Genomic DNA, 15,259 nt, shown 5'->3' on the forward strand with positions numbered 1-15,259 from the left:
AACTCAAGAGCATGTACTGACGGCCCGAGTTGGGTCGACGGTGTCACTCTGGGGGCCCAGAGCAGCGCGGCTGCTGTGGGAGCAAGTCCCCAGACCCCCAGAATTACTTCGGGCCCAACAAGGAGAGCAGGGAACCCAGATGGCGGAGCTCACGATCCGGCCGGAGGAGATCCGGGACGCACTGGAGAACTTTGTCCAGGCGTACAAGCCGGACGCGGCCTCGCGCGAGGAGGTCGGTACGGTCAGCGTTGCCGGCGACGGCATCGCGAAGGTCGAGGGTCTGCCCTCGGCCATGGCGAACGAGCTGCTGCGGTTCGAGGACGGAACCCTCGGTCTCGCCCTCAACCTCGAGGAGCGCGAGATCGGTGCGGTCGTCCTCGGCGAGTTCAGCGGCATCGAGGAGGGCCAGCCGGTGCAGCGCACCGGTGAGGTGCTCTCCGTCGCGGTCGGCGAGGGCTACCTCGGCCGCGTCGTCGACCCGCTGGGCAACCCGATCGACGGCCTCGGCGAGATCGCGACCGAGGGCCGCCGCGCCCTCGAACTGCAGGCCCCCGGCGTCATGGTCCGCAAGTCGGTCCACGAGCCGATGGAGACCGGCTACAAGGCCGTCGACGCGATGACCCCGGTCGGCCGTGGCCAGCGTCAGCTGATCATCGGTGACCGCCAGACCGGCAAGACCGCGCTGGCCGTCGACACGATCATCAACCAGCGCGACAACTGGCGCTCGGGCGACCCGAAGAAGCAGGTCCGCTGCATCTACGTCGCCATCGGCCAGAAGGGCTCCACCATCGCGTCCGTGCGCGGTGCGCTGGAGGAGGCCGGCGCCCTGGAGTACACGACCATCGTCGCGGCTCCGGCGTCCGACCCGGCCGGCTTCAAGTACCTCGCGCCGTACACCGGCTCGGCCATCGGCCAGCACTGGATGTACCAGGGCAAGCACGTCCTGATCGTCTTCGACGACCTGTCGAAGCAGGCCGACGCCTACCGCGCCGTCTCCCTGCTGCTCCGCCGCCCGCCGGGCCGCGAGGCCTACCCGGGTGACGTCTTCTACCTGCACTCCCGTCTGCTGGAGCGCTGCGCCAAGCTCTCCGACGAGATGGGCGCGGGTTCGATGACCGGTCTGCCGATCGTCGAGACCAAGGCGAACGACGTGTCGGCGTTCATCCCGACCAACGTCATCTCCATCACCGACGGCCAGTGCTTCCTGGAGTCGGACCTCTTCAACGCCGGTCAGCGCCCCGCGCTGAACGTCGGTATCTCGGTCTCCCGTGTCGGTGGCTCCGCCCAGCACAAGGCCATGAAGCAGGTCTCCGGCCGCCTCCGCGTGGACCTCGCCCAGTACCGCGAGCTGGAGGCGTTCGCCGCCTTCGGTTCCGACCTGGACGCGGCCTCCAAGGCCTCGCTGGAGCGCGGTAAGCGCATGGTCGAGCTGCTGAAGCAGTCGCAGTACGCGCCGTACGCCACCGAGGACCAGGTCGTCTCCATCTGGGCCGGCACCACCGGCAAGATGGACGACGTCCCGGTCGAGGACATCCGCCGCTTCGAGCGCGAGCTGCTGGACTACCTGCACCGCGAGCACAAGGGCCTGATGGACAGCATCCGCGAGGGCGGCAAGATGTCCGACGACACGCTGCAGTCCGTGGCCGACGCGATCACGTCCTTCAAGCAGCAGTTCGAGACCTCGGACGGCAAGCTGCTGGGCGAGGGCTGAGCATGGGTTCCCAGCTCCGGGTCTACAAGAGGCGGATCAAGTCCGTCACTGCGACCAAGAAGATCACCAAGGCGATGGAGATGATCTCCGCCTCGCGCATCGTCAAGGCACAGCGCAAGGTGGCCGCGTCCACTCCGTACGCCAGTGAGCTCACCCGGGCAGTGACCGCGGTTGCCACCGGCTCCAACACCAAGCACGCCCTGACCACCGAGGTCGAGAACCCCGTCCGGGCCGCGGTCCTGCTCGTCACGAGCGACCGCGGTCTGGCCGGCGGCTACTCCTCCAACGCGATCAAGGCCGCCGACCAGCTCACCAACCGCCTCAAGGCGGAGGGCAAGGACGTCGTCACGTACATCGTCGGCCGCAAGGGCGTCGCGTACTACGGCTTCCGTGAGCGCCCGGTCGTCGACTCGTGGACGGGCTTCACCGACAGCCCGACCTACGCCGACGCCAAGAAGGTCGCCGGCCCGCTGATCGAGGCCGTCGTCAAGGACACGGCCGAGGGCGGCGTGGACGAGCTGCACATCGTCTTCACGGAGTTCGTGTCGATGATGACGCAGACGCCGGTGGAGAAGCGGTTGCTGCCGCTGAGCCTCGAAGCGACGACCGAGGAGTCGGAGGCGGCCAAGGACACGATCCTGCCGCTGTTCGACTTCGAGCCGTCCGACGAGGGTGTGCTCGACGCACTGCTGCCGCGGTATGTCGAGTCCCGGATCTACAACGCCCTGCTGCAGGCCGCCGCTTCCGAGCACGCGGCCCGCCGCCGGGCGATGAAGTCGGCGACCGACAACGCCGAAGATCTCATCAAGTCGTTCACGCGGCTTGCCAACGCGGCCCGACAGGCCGACATCACCCAGGAAATCAGCGAGATCGTCGGTGGCGCGAGCGCCCTGGCCGACGCGACCGCGGGGAGTGACCGATAAATGACCACCACTGTTGAGACGGCCGCCGCGACGGGCCGCGTCGCCCGGGTCATCGGCCCGGTCGTCGACGTGGAGTTCCCCGTCGACGCGATGCCGGAGATCTACAACGCCCTGACCGTCGAGGTCTCCGACCCGGCCGAGGCCGGCAAGAAGAAGATCCTGACGCTCGAGGTCGCGCAGCACCTGGGCGAGGGCCTGGTGCGCTCCATCGCCATGGAGCCCACCGACGGCCTGATCCGCCAGGCCCCGGTGACCGACACCGGCGACGGCATCACCGTGCCCGTCGGCGATGTCACCAAGGGCCGGGTGTTCAACACCCTCGGCAAGATCCTGAACGACCCCGAGGCCGAGTCCGAGGTCACCGAGCGCTGGTCCATCCACCGCAAGGCCCCGGCGTTCGACCAGCTCGAGTCGAAGACCGAGATGTTCGAGACGGGTCTGAAGGTCGTCGACCTTCTCACCCCGTACGTCAAGGGCGGCAAGATCGGTCTGTTCGGTGGTGCCGGTGTCGGCAAGACCGTTCTGATCCAGGAAATGATCATGCGTGTGGCGAAGCTGCACGAGGGCGTTTCCGTCTTCGCCGGCGTCGGTGAGCGCACCCGTGAGGGCAACGACCTCATCCACGAGATGGCGGACTCCGGCGTTCTGGACAAGACCGCGCTGGTCTTCGGCCAGATGGACGAGCCCCCGGGCACCCGTCTGCGCGTGGCCCTGGCCGGTCTGACCATGGCGGAGTACTTCCGCGATGTGCAGAAGCAGGACGTGCTGTTCTTCATCGACAACATCTTCCGCTTCACCCAGGCCGGTTCCGAGGTCTCGACCCTGCTCGGCCGCATGCCGTCCGCGGTGGGTTACCAGCCGAACCTCGCCGACGAGATGGGCCTCCTGCAGGAGCGCATCACCTCGACCCGTGGTCACTCGATCACCTCGATGCAGGCGATCTACGTCCCCGCGGACGACCTGACCGACCCGGCCCCGGCGACGACCTTCGCGCACCTCGACGCGACGACCGTTCTGTCGCGTCCGATCTCGGAGAAGGGCATCTACCCGGCGGTCGACCCGCTGGACTCGACGTCCCGCATCCTGGACCCGCGCTACATCGCGCAGGACCACTACGACGCCGCCATGCGCGTCAAGGGAATCCTGCAGAAGTACAAGGACCTCCAGGACATCATCGCGATCCTCGGTATCGACGAGCTCGGCGAAGAGGACAAGCTGGTCGTCCACCGCGCCCGCCGTATCGAGCGCTTCCTGTCGCAGAACACCCACGCGGCGAAGCAGTTCACCGGTGTCGACGGCTCCGACGTGCCGCTGGACGAGTCCATCGCCGCGTTCAACGCCATCGCCGACGGTGAGTTCGACCACTTCCCGGAGCAGGCCTTCTTCATGTGTGGTGGTCTCGAGGACCTCAAGAAGAACGCCAAGGAGCTGGGCGTCTCCTGATCCAAGGGCCCGCAAGGGCCCCGCGATCGTCCGTCCGGGGGCGGGGCACTCCCGCCCCCGGACGTCACGTCCCCTATTCTTTGACCCAACACCCGCCGCGCCCGGCGGGTGGAGACCCGAGGAGCCACGTTGGCTGCTGAGCTGCACGTCGAGCTGGTCGCGGCGGACCGAAGCGTCTGGTCCGGCGAGGCCACCATGGTCATCGCGCGAACCACATCGGGCGACATCGGCGTCATGCCCGGGCACCAGCCGCTGCTCGGTGTGCTGCAGTCCGGCCCGGTGACCATCAAGACCACCGACGGTTCCACCGTCGTCGCGGCGGTGCACGGGGGCTTCATCTCGTTCGCCGACGACAAGCTCTCGCTGCTCGCCGAGATCGCGGAGCTTGCCGACGAGATCGACGTCGAGCGTGCCGAGCGGGCGCTCGAGCGCGCGAAGGCGGAGGCCGACGCGGCCGCCGAGCGTCGCGCGGATGTCCGGCTGAAGGCGGTCACGGGCGTTCGCTAGCCCGACCCGCTTCGAGTACGTCCCTCAGCCGCGGACCGGCCTGGAACAATTCCAGGGCGGTCCGCGGCTGAGGCAATAACGCAGGTGCGATTGCTCTAGATGATGCGAGGAGGTCGGTGGAGATGGTCGTCCTCGCTCTGCTCGTGAGCGGCATCGTCGTGCTGCTGGTGCTTTTGGGGCTCTTCGTCTTCGGGCTGCGCAGGCGGCTCATCCAGCGGTCCGGCGGCACCTTCGACTGCAGCCTGCGCTGGAACGTCCCCGAGGCCCAGGAGCCGGACACCGACCCCGAGCCGGCCGGCAAGGGCTGGGTGTACGGCGTCGCCCGCTACAACGGTGACCGGATCGAGTGGTTCCGGGTCTTCTCGTACGCGTACCGGCCGCGCCGCACCCTGGAGCGGGACTCCATCGAGGTGCTGCGCCGCCGGACGCCACAGGGCGAGGAGGAGCTGGCGCTGCTCTCGGACGCCATCGTCCTGGTCTGCGTGCACCGCGGCACGCACCTGGAACTGGCGATGAGCGAGGACGCCCTGACCGGCTTCCTGGCCTGGCTCGAGGCGGCCCCGCCCGGGCAGAGAGTCAATGTTGCCTGAATAGGGGTGCTCTCTGAATGGGGGTCCCCCCGGACGGAGTCTGGGGGAGGGTCAACGTCGCTTGACGAGGTCCGGGGCTTCGGCCTCCGGGGCGTCGGTGGCCTTCCGTTCCTTGGGCCAGATCGTGTAGCTCAGCGCGATGATCACGTTGATGCCGATCACCCACAGCATCGTCGACTGCCAGTGCCGCAGCGAGCTGATGTCGCCCGAGCCCACGTACCAGATGGCCGCCTGCAGCAGGCCCATCGCCACCACGGCCGCGAGTATCCACTTCCCGGCGGTCTTCCACTCGTGCACCGTGCGCGCCATGCCGTACTTCGGCGGCTTCACCGGCGGCGGGCCCCCGGCGAAGCGGTGGGCGAAGCGCTGGTCCACCCATGTGATGGTGGAGTGGCCGAGCCCCACCGAGAAGCCGATGTAGACGGCGGCCAGGCCGTGCTTCCAGTCCGCCTGGGCACCGTTCTTCAGGTCCACCGCCGTGGCGATCAGCAGGACCAGCTCCAGGACGGGCTCCAGCAGCAGCACCGCGGCCCCCGTGCGGGGCATGCGGGCCAGGTAGCGCAGGCTCAGACCCCCGGCCAGCAGCACCCAGAAGCCCACCTCGCAGATGACGATCAGCGTGACGATCACAGCACTCTCCTTTCCTCGTCCTCAGCGTGACCGCCGCCACCAGCGGATTCGTCGTCGCACGTGACGATCTGCGACTGCATCCTTCGATGTACTGCCGCCTTCGCGAAGGAGCGCTGCAGCGGACGCCCGCACCCCGCGCGCCGTGCTGAGATGGACCCATGTCCGTCCGCCTCCCGCTGAGTCCACCCGATCGCGTCGCGCTGTTCATCGCCGCCGCCGGACTGGCCGGCGGGATCCTGCTGTACGCGCTGGGGCTGCGCAGCTCGCCCGTGACGGACCTGCCGGGGCGGTTCGCGCTGGTGGCGCTGGTCGTCATGGCCGGGGCCGAGCTGCTGCGCCGGCGCGCGCCGCTGACGGCCCTGGCCATCGGGACGGGGGCGTTCACGCTGGACGTCTGCGCGGGCAGCCTCGTCGCCAACGTCGGCATGTACACCGACCTCGTCTACGCGGCGGTGCTCTACGGACCGCCGGCCGCCTACCGCCGGATCCCGCGCGCCACCGAGGCGATCACCGTGCTGGGGACGCTGCTGGCCGTGGCGCTGATCCGCAACCCCACGTCGCTGCTGGTCGGGATCGCGCTGGCGGTCGTCCTGGTGGCGCCGGCGTGGACGGGCGTGGGGGTGCGGGTGCACCGCGACGCGGCCCGGGCGGCGCGGCTGGCCGCCGAGCGGACCGCGCTCCTGGCGGAGCTGGACCGGCGGGAGGCGGTGGTGGCGGAGCGGGCGAGGATGGCCCGGGAGCTGCACGACATGGTCGCCGGACACCTGTCGGCCATCGCCATACACTCCTCGGCCGCCCTGTCGATCGACGAGCCGGAGGCGTCCCGCGAGGCCCTCGGCGTCATCCGGCAGAACAGCGTCCAGGGGCTCGCCGAGATGCGCCGGCTGATCGGTCTGCTGAGGGAGGCGGTGGGTGCGGACGAGCCCGCGCCCACGCCCCGGCTCGACGGCCTCGACGCGCTGCTGGAACGGGCCCGCACCAGCGTGCACGACGACCGCTTCTCGTTCGTCCTGCGCGACGTGCGGGGTGCGGGGAAGCTGCCGGTGCCGGTGGAGCTCGCGGCCTACCGCATCGTCCAGGAGTCGCTGACCAACGTGGTCAAGCACGCGGCGCCCGGTCCGGTGACGGTGGAGCTGACCCGGGACGGGAACGGCGCCGGACCGCTGACCGTACGGGTGGCCAGCGTGCTGGGCGGCGACGCGGGGCCGCGCGCCCCGGGGGCCGGGGCGGGGCTGGTCGGCATGCGGGAGCGCGTCGGGCTGCTGGGCGGGGCGCTGACGGCGGGCCCGGTGGCGGACGACGGCAAGGTATGGGAGGTACGGGCCGAACTGCCCGTCGACAGCGAGGAGAAGATCTCATGACGGTCCGCGTCGTCGTCGCGGAGGACCAGGCCGCCGTGCGGTCCGGGCTCGTGCTCATCCTGCGCTCGGCGCCCGACATCGAGGTCGTCGGGGAGGCCGGCGACGGGGAGGAGGCCGTGCGGCTGGCCCGGGAGCTGCGGCCGGACCTGGTGCTGATGGACGTCCAGATGCCGCGCATGGACGGGGTCTCCGCCACCCGGCTGATCACCGCCGAACAGCTCGCCGACGTGCTGGTGCTGACCACCTTCGACCTCGACGAATACGTCTTCGGGGCGCTGCGGGCCGGGGCCGCGGGCTTTCTGCTCAAGGACAGCGAGGCCGGTGACCTGGTCGCGGCGGTACGGACCGTCGCGCGCGGGGAGGGCCTGATCTCCCCGGCGGTCACCCGCCGCCTCATCGCGGAGTTCGCCCGCCCCACGCCCGTACGCTCCCCCAATGGCCCCGACCCGGCCGTGCTGGACGTGCTCACCCGGCGGGAGCGGGAGGTGCTGGCCCGGGTGGGGGAGGGGCTGTCGAACGCGGAGATCGGGGAGCGGCTGGGGATGGCGGAGGCGACGGTGAAGACCCACGTCAGCCGGCTGCTGGGGAAGCTGGAGCTGCGCAGCAGGGTGCAAGCGGCCGTGCTGGCCCAGGAGTTGGGTCTGGTCCAGACCTCTTGACCATTGGTACGGACCTTCTTACGCTCCCCTCACAACGCGCACCCCCCACCCTGTCCGACCTCACCAGGGGAGCACCCCTTGAGCACAGGAAACCTCGGACGACACAGACGCATCACCCGTATCACCTCCAGAGCCATCACGGCCGCCCTGGCGGCCCTGCTGCTCCCGCTCGCCACGCTCGTGGGCCTGGCCTCCCCGGCCCATGCCGCGCCCTCCGCGACGGCGACATTCGTCAAGACCTCCGACTGGGGGACCGGCTTCCAGGGCCAGTGGACGGTCAAGAACACCGGCACCACGGCGCTGGACGGCTGGACCGTGGAGTGGGACTTCCCCGCCGCCACCACGGTCGGCTCCTTCTGGGACGCCCTGGTCACCGGCTCCGGCGGCCACGTCACCGCCAAGAACCGCGAGTACAACGGCGCCCTCGCCCCCGGCGCCAGCGCCACCTTCGGCTTCGTCGCCTCCGGCAACGGCGAGCCCTCCGGCTGCACGCTCAACCGCGGCCCCTGCGACGGCTCGTCCGGCGGCGACAGCGTGCCGGGCGCGCCCGGCATACCAGTCTCCACCGGCGTGAGCGCGACCAGCGTCTCGCTGAAGTGGACCGCCGCCACGGACGACAAGGGCGTCAAGAACTACGACGTCCTGCGCGGGGGCGAGAAGGTCGCCACCGTCGCCAAGCTGGCCTACACCGACACCGGCCTGAGCCCCGGCACCGAGTACACCTACACGATCGTGGCCCGCGACACCGCCGACCAGACCGGCCCGGCCAGCGCCGCGCTGACCGTACGGACCACCGGCGGGGGCGAGCCCCAGCCGGGCGGCGACTACATCAAGGCCGGCTACTTCGTGCAGTGGGGCATCTACGGCCGTGGCTACACCGTGAAGTCCCTGGACGCCACGGGCGCGGCCGCCAAGCTCACCCACATCAACTACTCCTTCTCCAACATCGACCCGACCAATCTCACCTGCCTCAATGGCGTCACCAAGGCCACCACCCCCAACCCCCAGGACCCCAGCCAGGGGGACGGCGCCGGTGACGCCTGGGCCGACTACGAGAAGGGCTTCGGCGCTGGCGAGTCCGTCGACGGCGTGGGCGACACTTGGGACCAGAAGCTGGCCGGCAATTTCAACCAGCTGAAGAAGCTCAAGGCCAAGTACCCCAGGCTCAAGGTCAACATCTCGATCGGCGGCTGGACGTACAGCAAGTACTTCTCGGACGTGGCGAGGACGGACGCCTCGCGGCAGAAGTTCGTGAAGTCCTGCATCGACATGTACATCAAGGGCAACCTGCCGACGACCGGCGGACGCGGCGGCACCGGCGTCGCGGCCGGCATCTTCGACGGCTTCGACATCGACTGGGAGTGGCCCGGCGCCGAGGGACACGCCGGCAACCACGTCTCCAAGGACGACAAGGCCAACAACACGCTGCTCTTCGCGGAGTTCCGCAAGCAGCTGGACGCGCTGGGCGCGACGACGGGCAAGAAGTACCTGCTGACGGCCTTCACCCCGGCCGACCCCGCGAAGATCGACGCCGGCTGGGACATCACCACCAAGGACGGCACGCCCAGCGTCCTGGACTACATGGACTTCGCCAACGTCCAGGGCTACGACTTCCACGGCTCCGGCAGCGACAACAGCTGGGAGCCGAACCGCACGGGCCACCAGGGCAATCTGTACGCGGACGCCAAGGATCCGTACGAGACGAAGTTCAGCGTGGAGCGGACCGTCCAGACCTATCTCGACGCCGGCGTCGACCCCCGCAAGGTGGTCCTCGGCCTCGCCTTCTACGGCCGCGGCTGGCAGCAGGTCGCCGACGGCGGCGCCCGCGGCGTCTGGCAGAGCGCGGGCGGCGCGGCCCCCGGCCAGTTCCCCGAGGAAGCCGGCACCCGCGGCTACGACAACCTGCTGGCGTCCGTGCCGAACCTGACCGTCCACCACGACGAGACGACGGTCGCGACGTACGGCTACACCGGGGCGGGCGGCCAGTGGTGGACCTTCGACGACGCGTGGTCCATCGGCAAGAAGACCGCTTGGCTGAAGCCGAAGAAGCTGGGCGGCGTCATGATCTGGGAGATGTCCGGTGACAGCGGCACGCTGATGAGGGCCGTGGACGAGGGCTTGCGGTAGCCGTCACCGGCAGTGGTTCGTCCTCAATCGCCGGACGGGCTGAAATTCAGCCCGTCCGGCGATTGAGGACCGGGGTCCGGGGCGGAGCCCCGAAAGGGTCACCGCTCCAGCACCAGCGCCTGCCCCTGTCCCACCCCGATGCACAGCGCGGCGACCCCCACTCCCGAGCCCGCCGCCGCGAGCTGGTGGGCGAGGGAGCCCGTCAGCCGGGCGCCGGAGCAGCCCAGGGGGTGGCCGATCGCGATGGCGCCGCCGCGGGGGTTGACGATGCCGGGGTCCAGGTCCGGCCATTCCGCGAGGCAGCCCAGGGCCTGGGCGGCGAAGGCCTCGTTGAGTTCGACGTGGGTCAGGGCGGCGAACGTCCGGTCGGCCTTGGTGAGCGCCCGGCGCACGGCCTCGACCGGGCCCAGGCCGTAGAGGTCCGGCTCGATGCCGGTGACCGCCGACGCCCGCACCCGGGCCAGCGGCTCCCGGCCCGTGGCCGCGAGGCCCGCCTCGTCGCACAGCAGCAGGGCCGCGGCACCGTCGTTCAGCGGTGAGGAATTGCCCGCGGTGACCGTGCCGCCGTCCATGCGGAACGCGGGCTGCAGCGCGGACAGCGCCTCGAGGGAGGTGCTGTCGCGGATGCACTCGTCGCGGGGCAGGTCCACCCCGGGCAGCGGCACGACCTCGCCGTCGTAGGCCCCCTCCTTCCAGGCCCGCGCGGCCTTCTCGTGGCTGGCCAGCGCGAACGCGTCCTGGCTCGCCCGGGTGATGCCGTGCCTGTCGGCGATGCGCTCCGCGCCCTCGCCGAGGGAGACGGTCCAGCGCGGGGGCATCCGAGGGTTCGTCATCCGCCAGCCGAGCGTGGTCGAGTACATCTCCTGGGGACCCGCGGGGAAGGCCCGGTCGGGCTTGCGCATCACCCAGGGGGCGCGGCTCATCGACTCCACGCCGCCCGCGATCACCACGGAGGCGTCGCCGACCGCGATGGCGCGGTAGGCCTGGACGACCGCCTCCAGGCCCGAGGCGCACAGCCGGTTGACGGTCGCGCCCGGCACGGTCACCGGCAGCCCGGCCAGCAGCACGGCCATGCGGGCCACGTCGCGGTTCTCCTCGCCGGCGCCGTTGGCGTTGCCGAGCACCACGTCGTCGACGCGGGCCGGGTCCAGGGCGGGCGAGCGGTCGACCAGCGCCCGTACGACGTGGGCCGCGAGGTCGTCGGGACGTACGCGGGAGAGGGCGCCGCCGTACTTGCCGACCGGGGTGCGGACGGCGTCGACGATGTACACATCCCGGATGCGGTCGTTCATAGGGTCTCCGTCAACGTTCGGATGATCGTGTGCGCGCGAGTCTTCGGCCGGGCGCCCGGCGCTGTCAATGGGGTGCCCAGGGTGGCCTCGTGGTGGTTTGAGACAGTGGAGCCATGAGCCAAGCGCACCCCTCTTCACGGCACGTGGTGGTCATCGGCGGCGGGATCTCCGGCCTGGCGGCCGCCCACCGGTTGCTGGAGGGCGGTGCGCGGGTCACGGTCCTGGAGGCCTCGGACCGCCTCGGCGGCAAGCTGCGCACCGGTGAGATCGCGGGCATGCCCGTGGACCTGGGGGCCGAGTCGATGCTGGCGCGGCGGCCCGAGGCCGTCGAGCTGGCCCGGGCGGCCGGGCTCGGCGACCGGCTGCAGCCGCCGGCCACGGCCACGGCGGGCATCTGGTCGCGCGGCGGTCTGCGCCCCATGCCCAAGGGCCACATGATGGGCGTGCCCGGAGACCTCGCCCCCCTGGCCGCGTCCGGGGTCCTCTCCGACGAGGGCGTCGCCCGGGTCGCCCGGGACGCCGAGCTGCCGCGCACCGAGGTGGGCGACGACGTCGCCATCGGTGAGTACGTGGCCGGGCGGATGGGCCGCGAGGTCGTCGACCGGCTGGTGGAGCCCCTGCTCGGCGGCGTGTACGCGGGCGACCCCTACCGGATCTCGATGCGGGCGGCGGTCCCGCAGCTCTTCGAGATCGCCCGCACGCACCGCTCGCTCATCGAGGGCGTGCGCGAGGCCCAGGCGCGCGCCGCCGCTCGGCCGGCGGCCGGCGGCCCGGTCTTCATGGGCATCGACGGCGGCATCGGCACGCTGCCGCTCGCCGTCGCGGACGCGGTGCGCGCGGCCGGCGGGGCCGTCCGCACCGGCGCCGAGGTCACCGGGCTCGCCCGGGGCGCGGACGGCTGGAGCGTCCTCCTGGGAGGGGAGACGCTGACGGCCGACGCCGTCGTCGTCGCCGTCCCGGCCGGGCACACGGCCCGGCTGCTCGCCCCCCACGCCCGGGCGGCCGCTGACGAGCTCGCGGCGGTCGAGTACGCCTCCATGGCCCTGGTGACCATGGCCTTCCGCCGCTCCGACGCCCGGGGCCTGCCCGCCGGCAGCGGCTTCCTCGTCCCGCCCGTCGACGGCCGGAAGATCAAGGCCTCCACGTTCTCCAGCAACAAGTGGCGCTGGAACGCGGACGCCGACCCGGACCTCTTCGTCCTGCGTACCTCGATCGGGCGGTTCGGCGACGAGGGGGACCTGGAGCGCGAGGACGCCGAGCTGGTGGCGATGTCGCTGAAGGACCTCGGCGAGGCCGTGGGCATCGGCGCCACGCCGGTGGAGACCCGTGTCACCCGCTGGAACCGGGGGCTGCCGCAGTACCCGGTGGGTCACCTCGACCGGGTCGCCCGTATCCGCGAGCACGTCTCGCGCCTGTCCGGCCTGCGCGTCTGCGGCGCCGCCTACGACGGCGTGGGCATCCCGGCCTGTGTTTCCAGCGGCCGCCGGGCCGCCGACGAGCTTCTGGCCACCCTGGCGCGGGACGCCGGGGACGCCGAGTGAGAATAGGGACATGACTGACGCCCCCGTGAAGACCCCGAACGCCGGCAAGAAGGCCAAGGACCTCAACGAGGTCATCCGCTACACCCTCTGGTCGGTGTTCAAGCTGCGCGACGTGCTGCCGCAGGACCGCGCCGGCTGGGCCGACGAGGTCGAGGAGCTCTTCGACGCGCTCGCCGAGAAGGACGTCACGGTCCGCGGCACGTACGACCTCTCGGGTCTGCGGGCCGACGCGGACGTGATGATCTGGTGGCACTCCGAGACCTCGGACGCCCTCCAGGACGCGTACAACCTCTTCCGCCGCACGAAGCTGGGCCGCGCGCTGGAGCCGGTCTGGTCGAACATGGCGCTGCACCGCCCGGCCGAGTTCAACAAGTCGCACATCCCGGCGTTCCTCGCCGACGAGACGCCGCGCGACTACGTCAGCGTGTACCCCTTCGTGCGCTCGTACGACTGGTACCTGCTGCCCGACGAGGACCGCCGCCGCATGCTCGCCGACCACGGCAAGATGGCCCGCGGCTACCCGGACGTCCGGGCCAACACGGTCGCCTCGTTCTCGCTGGGCGACTACGAGTGGATCCTGGCCTTCGAGGCCAACGACCTCTACCGCATCGTCGACCTCATGCGTCACCTGCGCGCCTCCGAGGCCCGCATGCACGTGCGCGAGGAGGTCCCGTTCTACACGGGTCGCCGCAAGGCTGTGGCCGACCTGGTGGCGGGGCTCGCCTAGAGCCGATGGTGACGGCGGGCGCCCCGTGGGGCGCCCGCCGTCCGCCGTCAGGCCGTCGCGCGGGGCTGCGGGCGTGGTGAGCAGTACGTGCGGCGCGCCGGGAGGTCGCCGCCGAGCAGGAAGGCCTCCAGGTAGTCGTTGACGCAGGCGTTGGGTCCGCCGCCGATGCCGTGGGTGCCGGCGCCCCGCTCGGTGACCAGGACCGAGCCCGCGAGCCGGCGCTGCAGCTCGAGCGCGCCGTTGTACGGCGTCGCCGCGTCCCGCTCGGCGGCCAGCAGCAGCGTGCGGGGCAGGCCCGACTTCCGCTCCACCTTGACCTCGAGCGGACGCTGCCGGGGCCCCTTCCAGAACGCGCACGGCAGGTTCATGAAGGCGTTGGACCACGTCTCGAACGGGGCCTTGCGGGCCAGCGTGGAGTTGTCGCGGTCCCACACCGGCCAGGAGTTGGGCCAGGACGCGTCGTTGCACTCGACGATGGTGTAGACGGCGTTCTCGTTCTCGGCGGCCCGGGCGGAGACCGGGTCGGGGGCGGCCAGCGCGATGAGCGGCTTGTCGTCGCCGCGCAGGTACGCGGACAGCGCGCGGGCGTCCCGCGCCCAGTGGCTGTCGGAGTAGCCGGCCTTCAGGAAGGCGCCCTGCATCTGGCCGGGGCCCACGGTGCCGCCGGCCGGCTGCTTCTCGAGCTTGCGGCTCGCCTTCTCGTACGCGGACAGCACCTCCCGCTCCGTGCGGCCCAGGTGGTAGACGGCGTGGTGCCGGGCCACCCAGCGCCGCCAGTCGGCCCAGCGCCGCTCGAAGGCCGCCGACTGGTCGAGGTTGTTGCCGTACCAGATCTTGCGGGGGTCGGGGTTGACGATGCTGTCGAAGACCATGCGGCGTACGTGCTTGGGGAAGAGCGTGGCGTACAGGGCGCCGAAGTAGGTGCCGTAGGAGGCGCCCATGAAGTTCAGCTTCCGCTCGCCCAGCGCGGCCCGCAGGACGTCGAGGTCCCGGGCGTTGTTGAGGCTGGTGAAGTGGCGCAGGCGGCTGCCGTTCTTGTGGGCGCAGCCCTGGGCGTAGGCGCGGGCCTTGGTCAGCTGCCGCTTCTTGTAGGCGGCGGTGGGGTGCTCCGGGGCCAGGGTGGGGCCCTTGATGAAGCCGGCCGCGTCCACGCAGGACAGTGGCGCGGAGCGGCCCACGCCGCGCGGGGCGTAGCCGATCAGGTCGTAGGCGTCGGCGACGTTGCGCCACTGGGGGAGGCCGGCGAGCAGGGGGTAGAACATGCCGTTGCCCCCCGGCCCGCCGGGGTTGAAGACGATCGCGCCCTGCCGGGCCGCGCCCCCCTCGGTGGAGCGCGTCCGGCTGACCGTGAGGCGGATGTGCTTGCCGCCGGGGTGGGCGTAGTCCAGCGGTACGGACACGGTGCCGCACTCCACGGAGTGGCCCAGGCCCTCCACGGCGGGGCAGGTGCCGAAGTCGATGCCCTTGGCGGCGGCCTGCCGGGCCGCCAGGGCCACCCCGCGCGCCTCGGCGAGGCCGGGGTCCAGGGCCTGGGCGGGGGCGGCGGGGAGGCCGGTGAGTCCGGTGAGGATCAGGGATCCGATGGTTCCGTACAGGGCTGCTGCTCTCACTGGGCCCTATCCCTTCAATATGCAATGCGGCAAAAGGGATAATTAGGTCATCAGTTGGCGAAGTAAAGCACCGGGGCGCGATGTCGGATCCGAAGCGCCCGAACGCGTCAGCGATCCACCCCGCCGGGCCGCGGGCCG

Annotated in this window: 13 protein-coding genes; 10 read left to right on the forward strand and 3 right to left on the reverse strand. The window is 71.2% G+C overall.

The features are described from left to right. Positions 1-139 precede the first annotated feature (139 nt). The 5 genes from atpA (at position 140) to AB0G59_RS02195 (ending at position 5,174) form a co-directional block, all read left to right on the forward strand. Positions 140-1,711: a F0F1 ATP synthase subunit alpha gene (gene atpA, locus AB0G59_RS02175; RefSeq protein ID WP_071964960.1), complete on the forward strand. Its 1,572-nt coding sequence runs from the start codon at positions 140-142 to the stop codon at positions 1,709-1,711. A 2-nt stretch (positions 1,712-1,713) separates the two neighbouring features. Continuing rightward, positions 1,714-2,634 (forward strand): F0F1 ATP synthase subunit gamma, encoded by a 921-nt coding sequence (locus AB0G59_RS02180; RefSeq protein ID WP_360907026.1) that lies wholly within the window; start codon positions 1,714-1,716, stop codon positions 2,632-2,634. Continuing rightward, positions 2,635-4,077, forward strand: coding sequence for a F0F1 ATP synthase subunit beta (gene atpD, locus AB0G59_RS02185; RefSeq protein WP_360907028.1), 1,443 nt, complete (start codon positions 2,635-2,637; stop codon positions 4,075-4,077). It abuts the gene before it with no gap. 129 nt (positions 4,078-4,206) lie between these two features. Then, complete coding sequence (locus AB0G59_RS02190; protein ID WP_360907030.1) at positions 4,207-4,584, forward strand: F0F1 ATP synthase subunit epsilon; 378 nt, start codon at positions 4,207-4,209, stop codon at positions 4,582-4,584. A gap of 122 nt (positions 4,585-4,706) precedes the next feature. Next, the gene (locus AB0G59_RS02195; RefSeq protein WP_360907032.1) at positions 4,707-5,174 is read left to right on the forward strand and encodes a DUF2550 domain-containing protein; all 468 of its coding nucleotides are present in this window, start codon (positions 4,707-4,709) and stop codon (positions 5,172-5,174) included. Positions 5,175-5,225: 51 nt separating this feature from the next. Here the strand turns inward: AB0G59_RS02195 and AB0G59_RS02200 are convergent, their stop codons facing one another. Continuing rightward, positions 5,226-5,804: a hypothetical protein gene (locus AB0G59_RS02200; protein ID WP_360907035.1), complete on the reverse strand. Its 579-nt coding sequence runs from the start codon at positions 5,802-5,804 to the stop codon at positions 5,226-5,228. 158 nt (positions 5,805-5,962) lie between these two features. On the opposite strand from AB0G59_RS02200, the gene AB0G59_RS02205 reads away from it, so the two are divergent. The 3 genes from AB0G59_RS02205 to AB0G59_RS02215 all read left to right on the forward strand — a co-directional run bounded on the left by AB0G59_RS02205 (position 5,963) and on the right by AB0G59_RS02215 (position 9,951). Beyond that, complete coding sequence (locus tag AB0G59_RS02205; protein ID WP_360907038.1) at positions 5,963-7,165, forward strand: histidine kinase; 1,203 nt, start codon at positions 5,963-5,965, stop codon at positions 7,163-7,165. Continuing rightward, positions 7,162-7,824, forward strand: a complete 663-nt coding sequence (locus AB0G59_RS02210; protein ID WP_360907040.1) for a response regulator transcription factor — start codon at positions 7,162-7,164, stop codon at positions 7,822-7,824. Before AB0G59_RS02205 ends, AB0G59_RS02210 begins: the two co-directional genes overlap by 4 nt. A gap of 78 nt (positions 7,825-7,902) precedes the next feature. Then, positions 7,903-9,951 carry a glycoside hydrolase family 18 chitinase gene (locus AB0G59_RS02215; protein ID WP_360907042.1) on the forward strand — a complete coding sequence of 683 codons (2,049 nt, stop codon included), beginning with the start codon at positions 7,903-7,905 and terminating at the stop codon, positions 9,949-9,951. Positions 9,952-10,049: 98 nt separating this feature from the next. On the opposite strand, the gene AB0G59_RS02220 is transcribed toward AB0G59_RS02215, so the two are convergent. Then, positions 10,050-11,243 carry a thiolase family protein gene (locus AB0G59_RS02220; RefSeq protein WP_360907044.1) on the reverse strand — a complete coding sequence of 398 codons (1,194 nt, stop codon included), beginning with the start codon at positions 11,241-11,243 and terminating at the stop codon, positions 10,050-10,052. A gap of 113 nt (positions 11,244-11,356) precedes the next feature. Here AB0G59_RS02220 and hemG point away from each other — a divergent pair, with 113 nt between their 5' ends. Continuing rightward, the gene (hemG, locus tag AB0G59_RS02225) at positions 11,357-12,784 is read left to right on the forward strand and encodes a protoporphyrinogen oxidase (protein ID WP_360907046.1); all 1,428 of its coding nucleotides are present in this window, start codon (positions 11,357-11,359) and stop codon (positions 12,782-12,784) included. 10 nt (positions 12,785-12,794) lie between these two features. Continuing rightward, on the forward strand, positions 12,795-13,511 hold the full coding sequence (gene hemQ / locus AB0G59_RS02230) for a hydrogen peroxide-dependent heme synthase (RefSeq protein ID WP_360907048.1): 717 nt from the start codon (positions 12,795-12,797) through the stop codon (positions 13,509-13,511). Positions 13,512-13,558: 47 nt separating this feature from the next. Here hemQ and AB0G59_RS02235 read toward each other — a convergent pair whose 3' ends face one another. Next, positions 13,559-15,121: an alpha/beta hydrolase gene (locus AB0G59_RS02235; protein ID WP_360907050.1), complete on the reverse strand. Its 1,563-nt coding sequence runs from the start codon at positions 15,119-15,121 to the stop codon at positions 13,559-13,561. Between the last annotated feature and the right edge of the window lie 138 nt (positions 15,122-15,259).

The sequence above is a fragment of the Streptomyces sp. NPDC021096 genome (genome assembly GCF_040641275.1).
Lineage (GTDB): Bacteria > Actinomycetota > Actinomycetes > Streptomycetales > Streptomycetaceae > Streptomyces.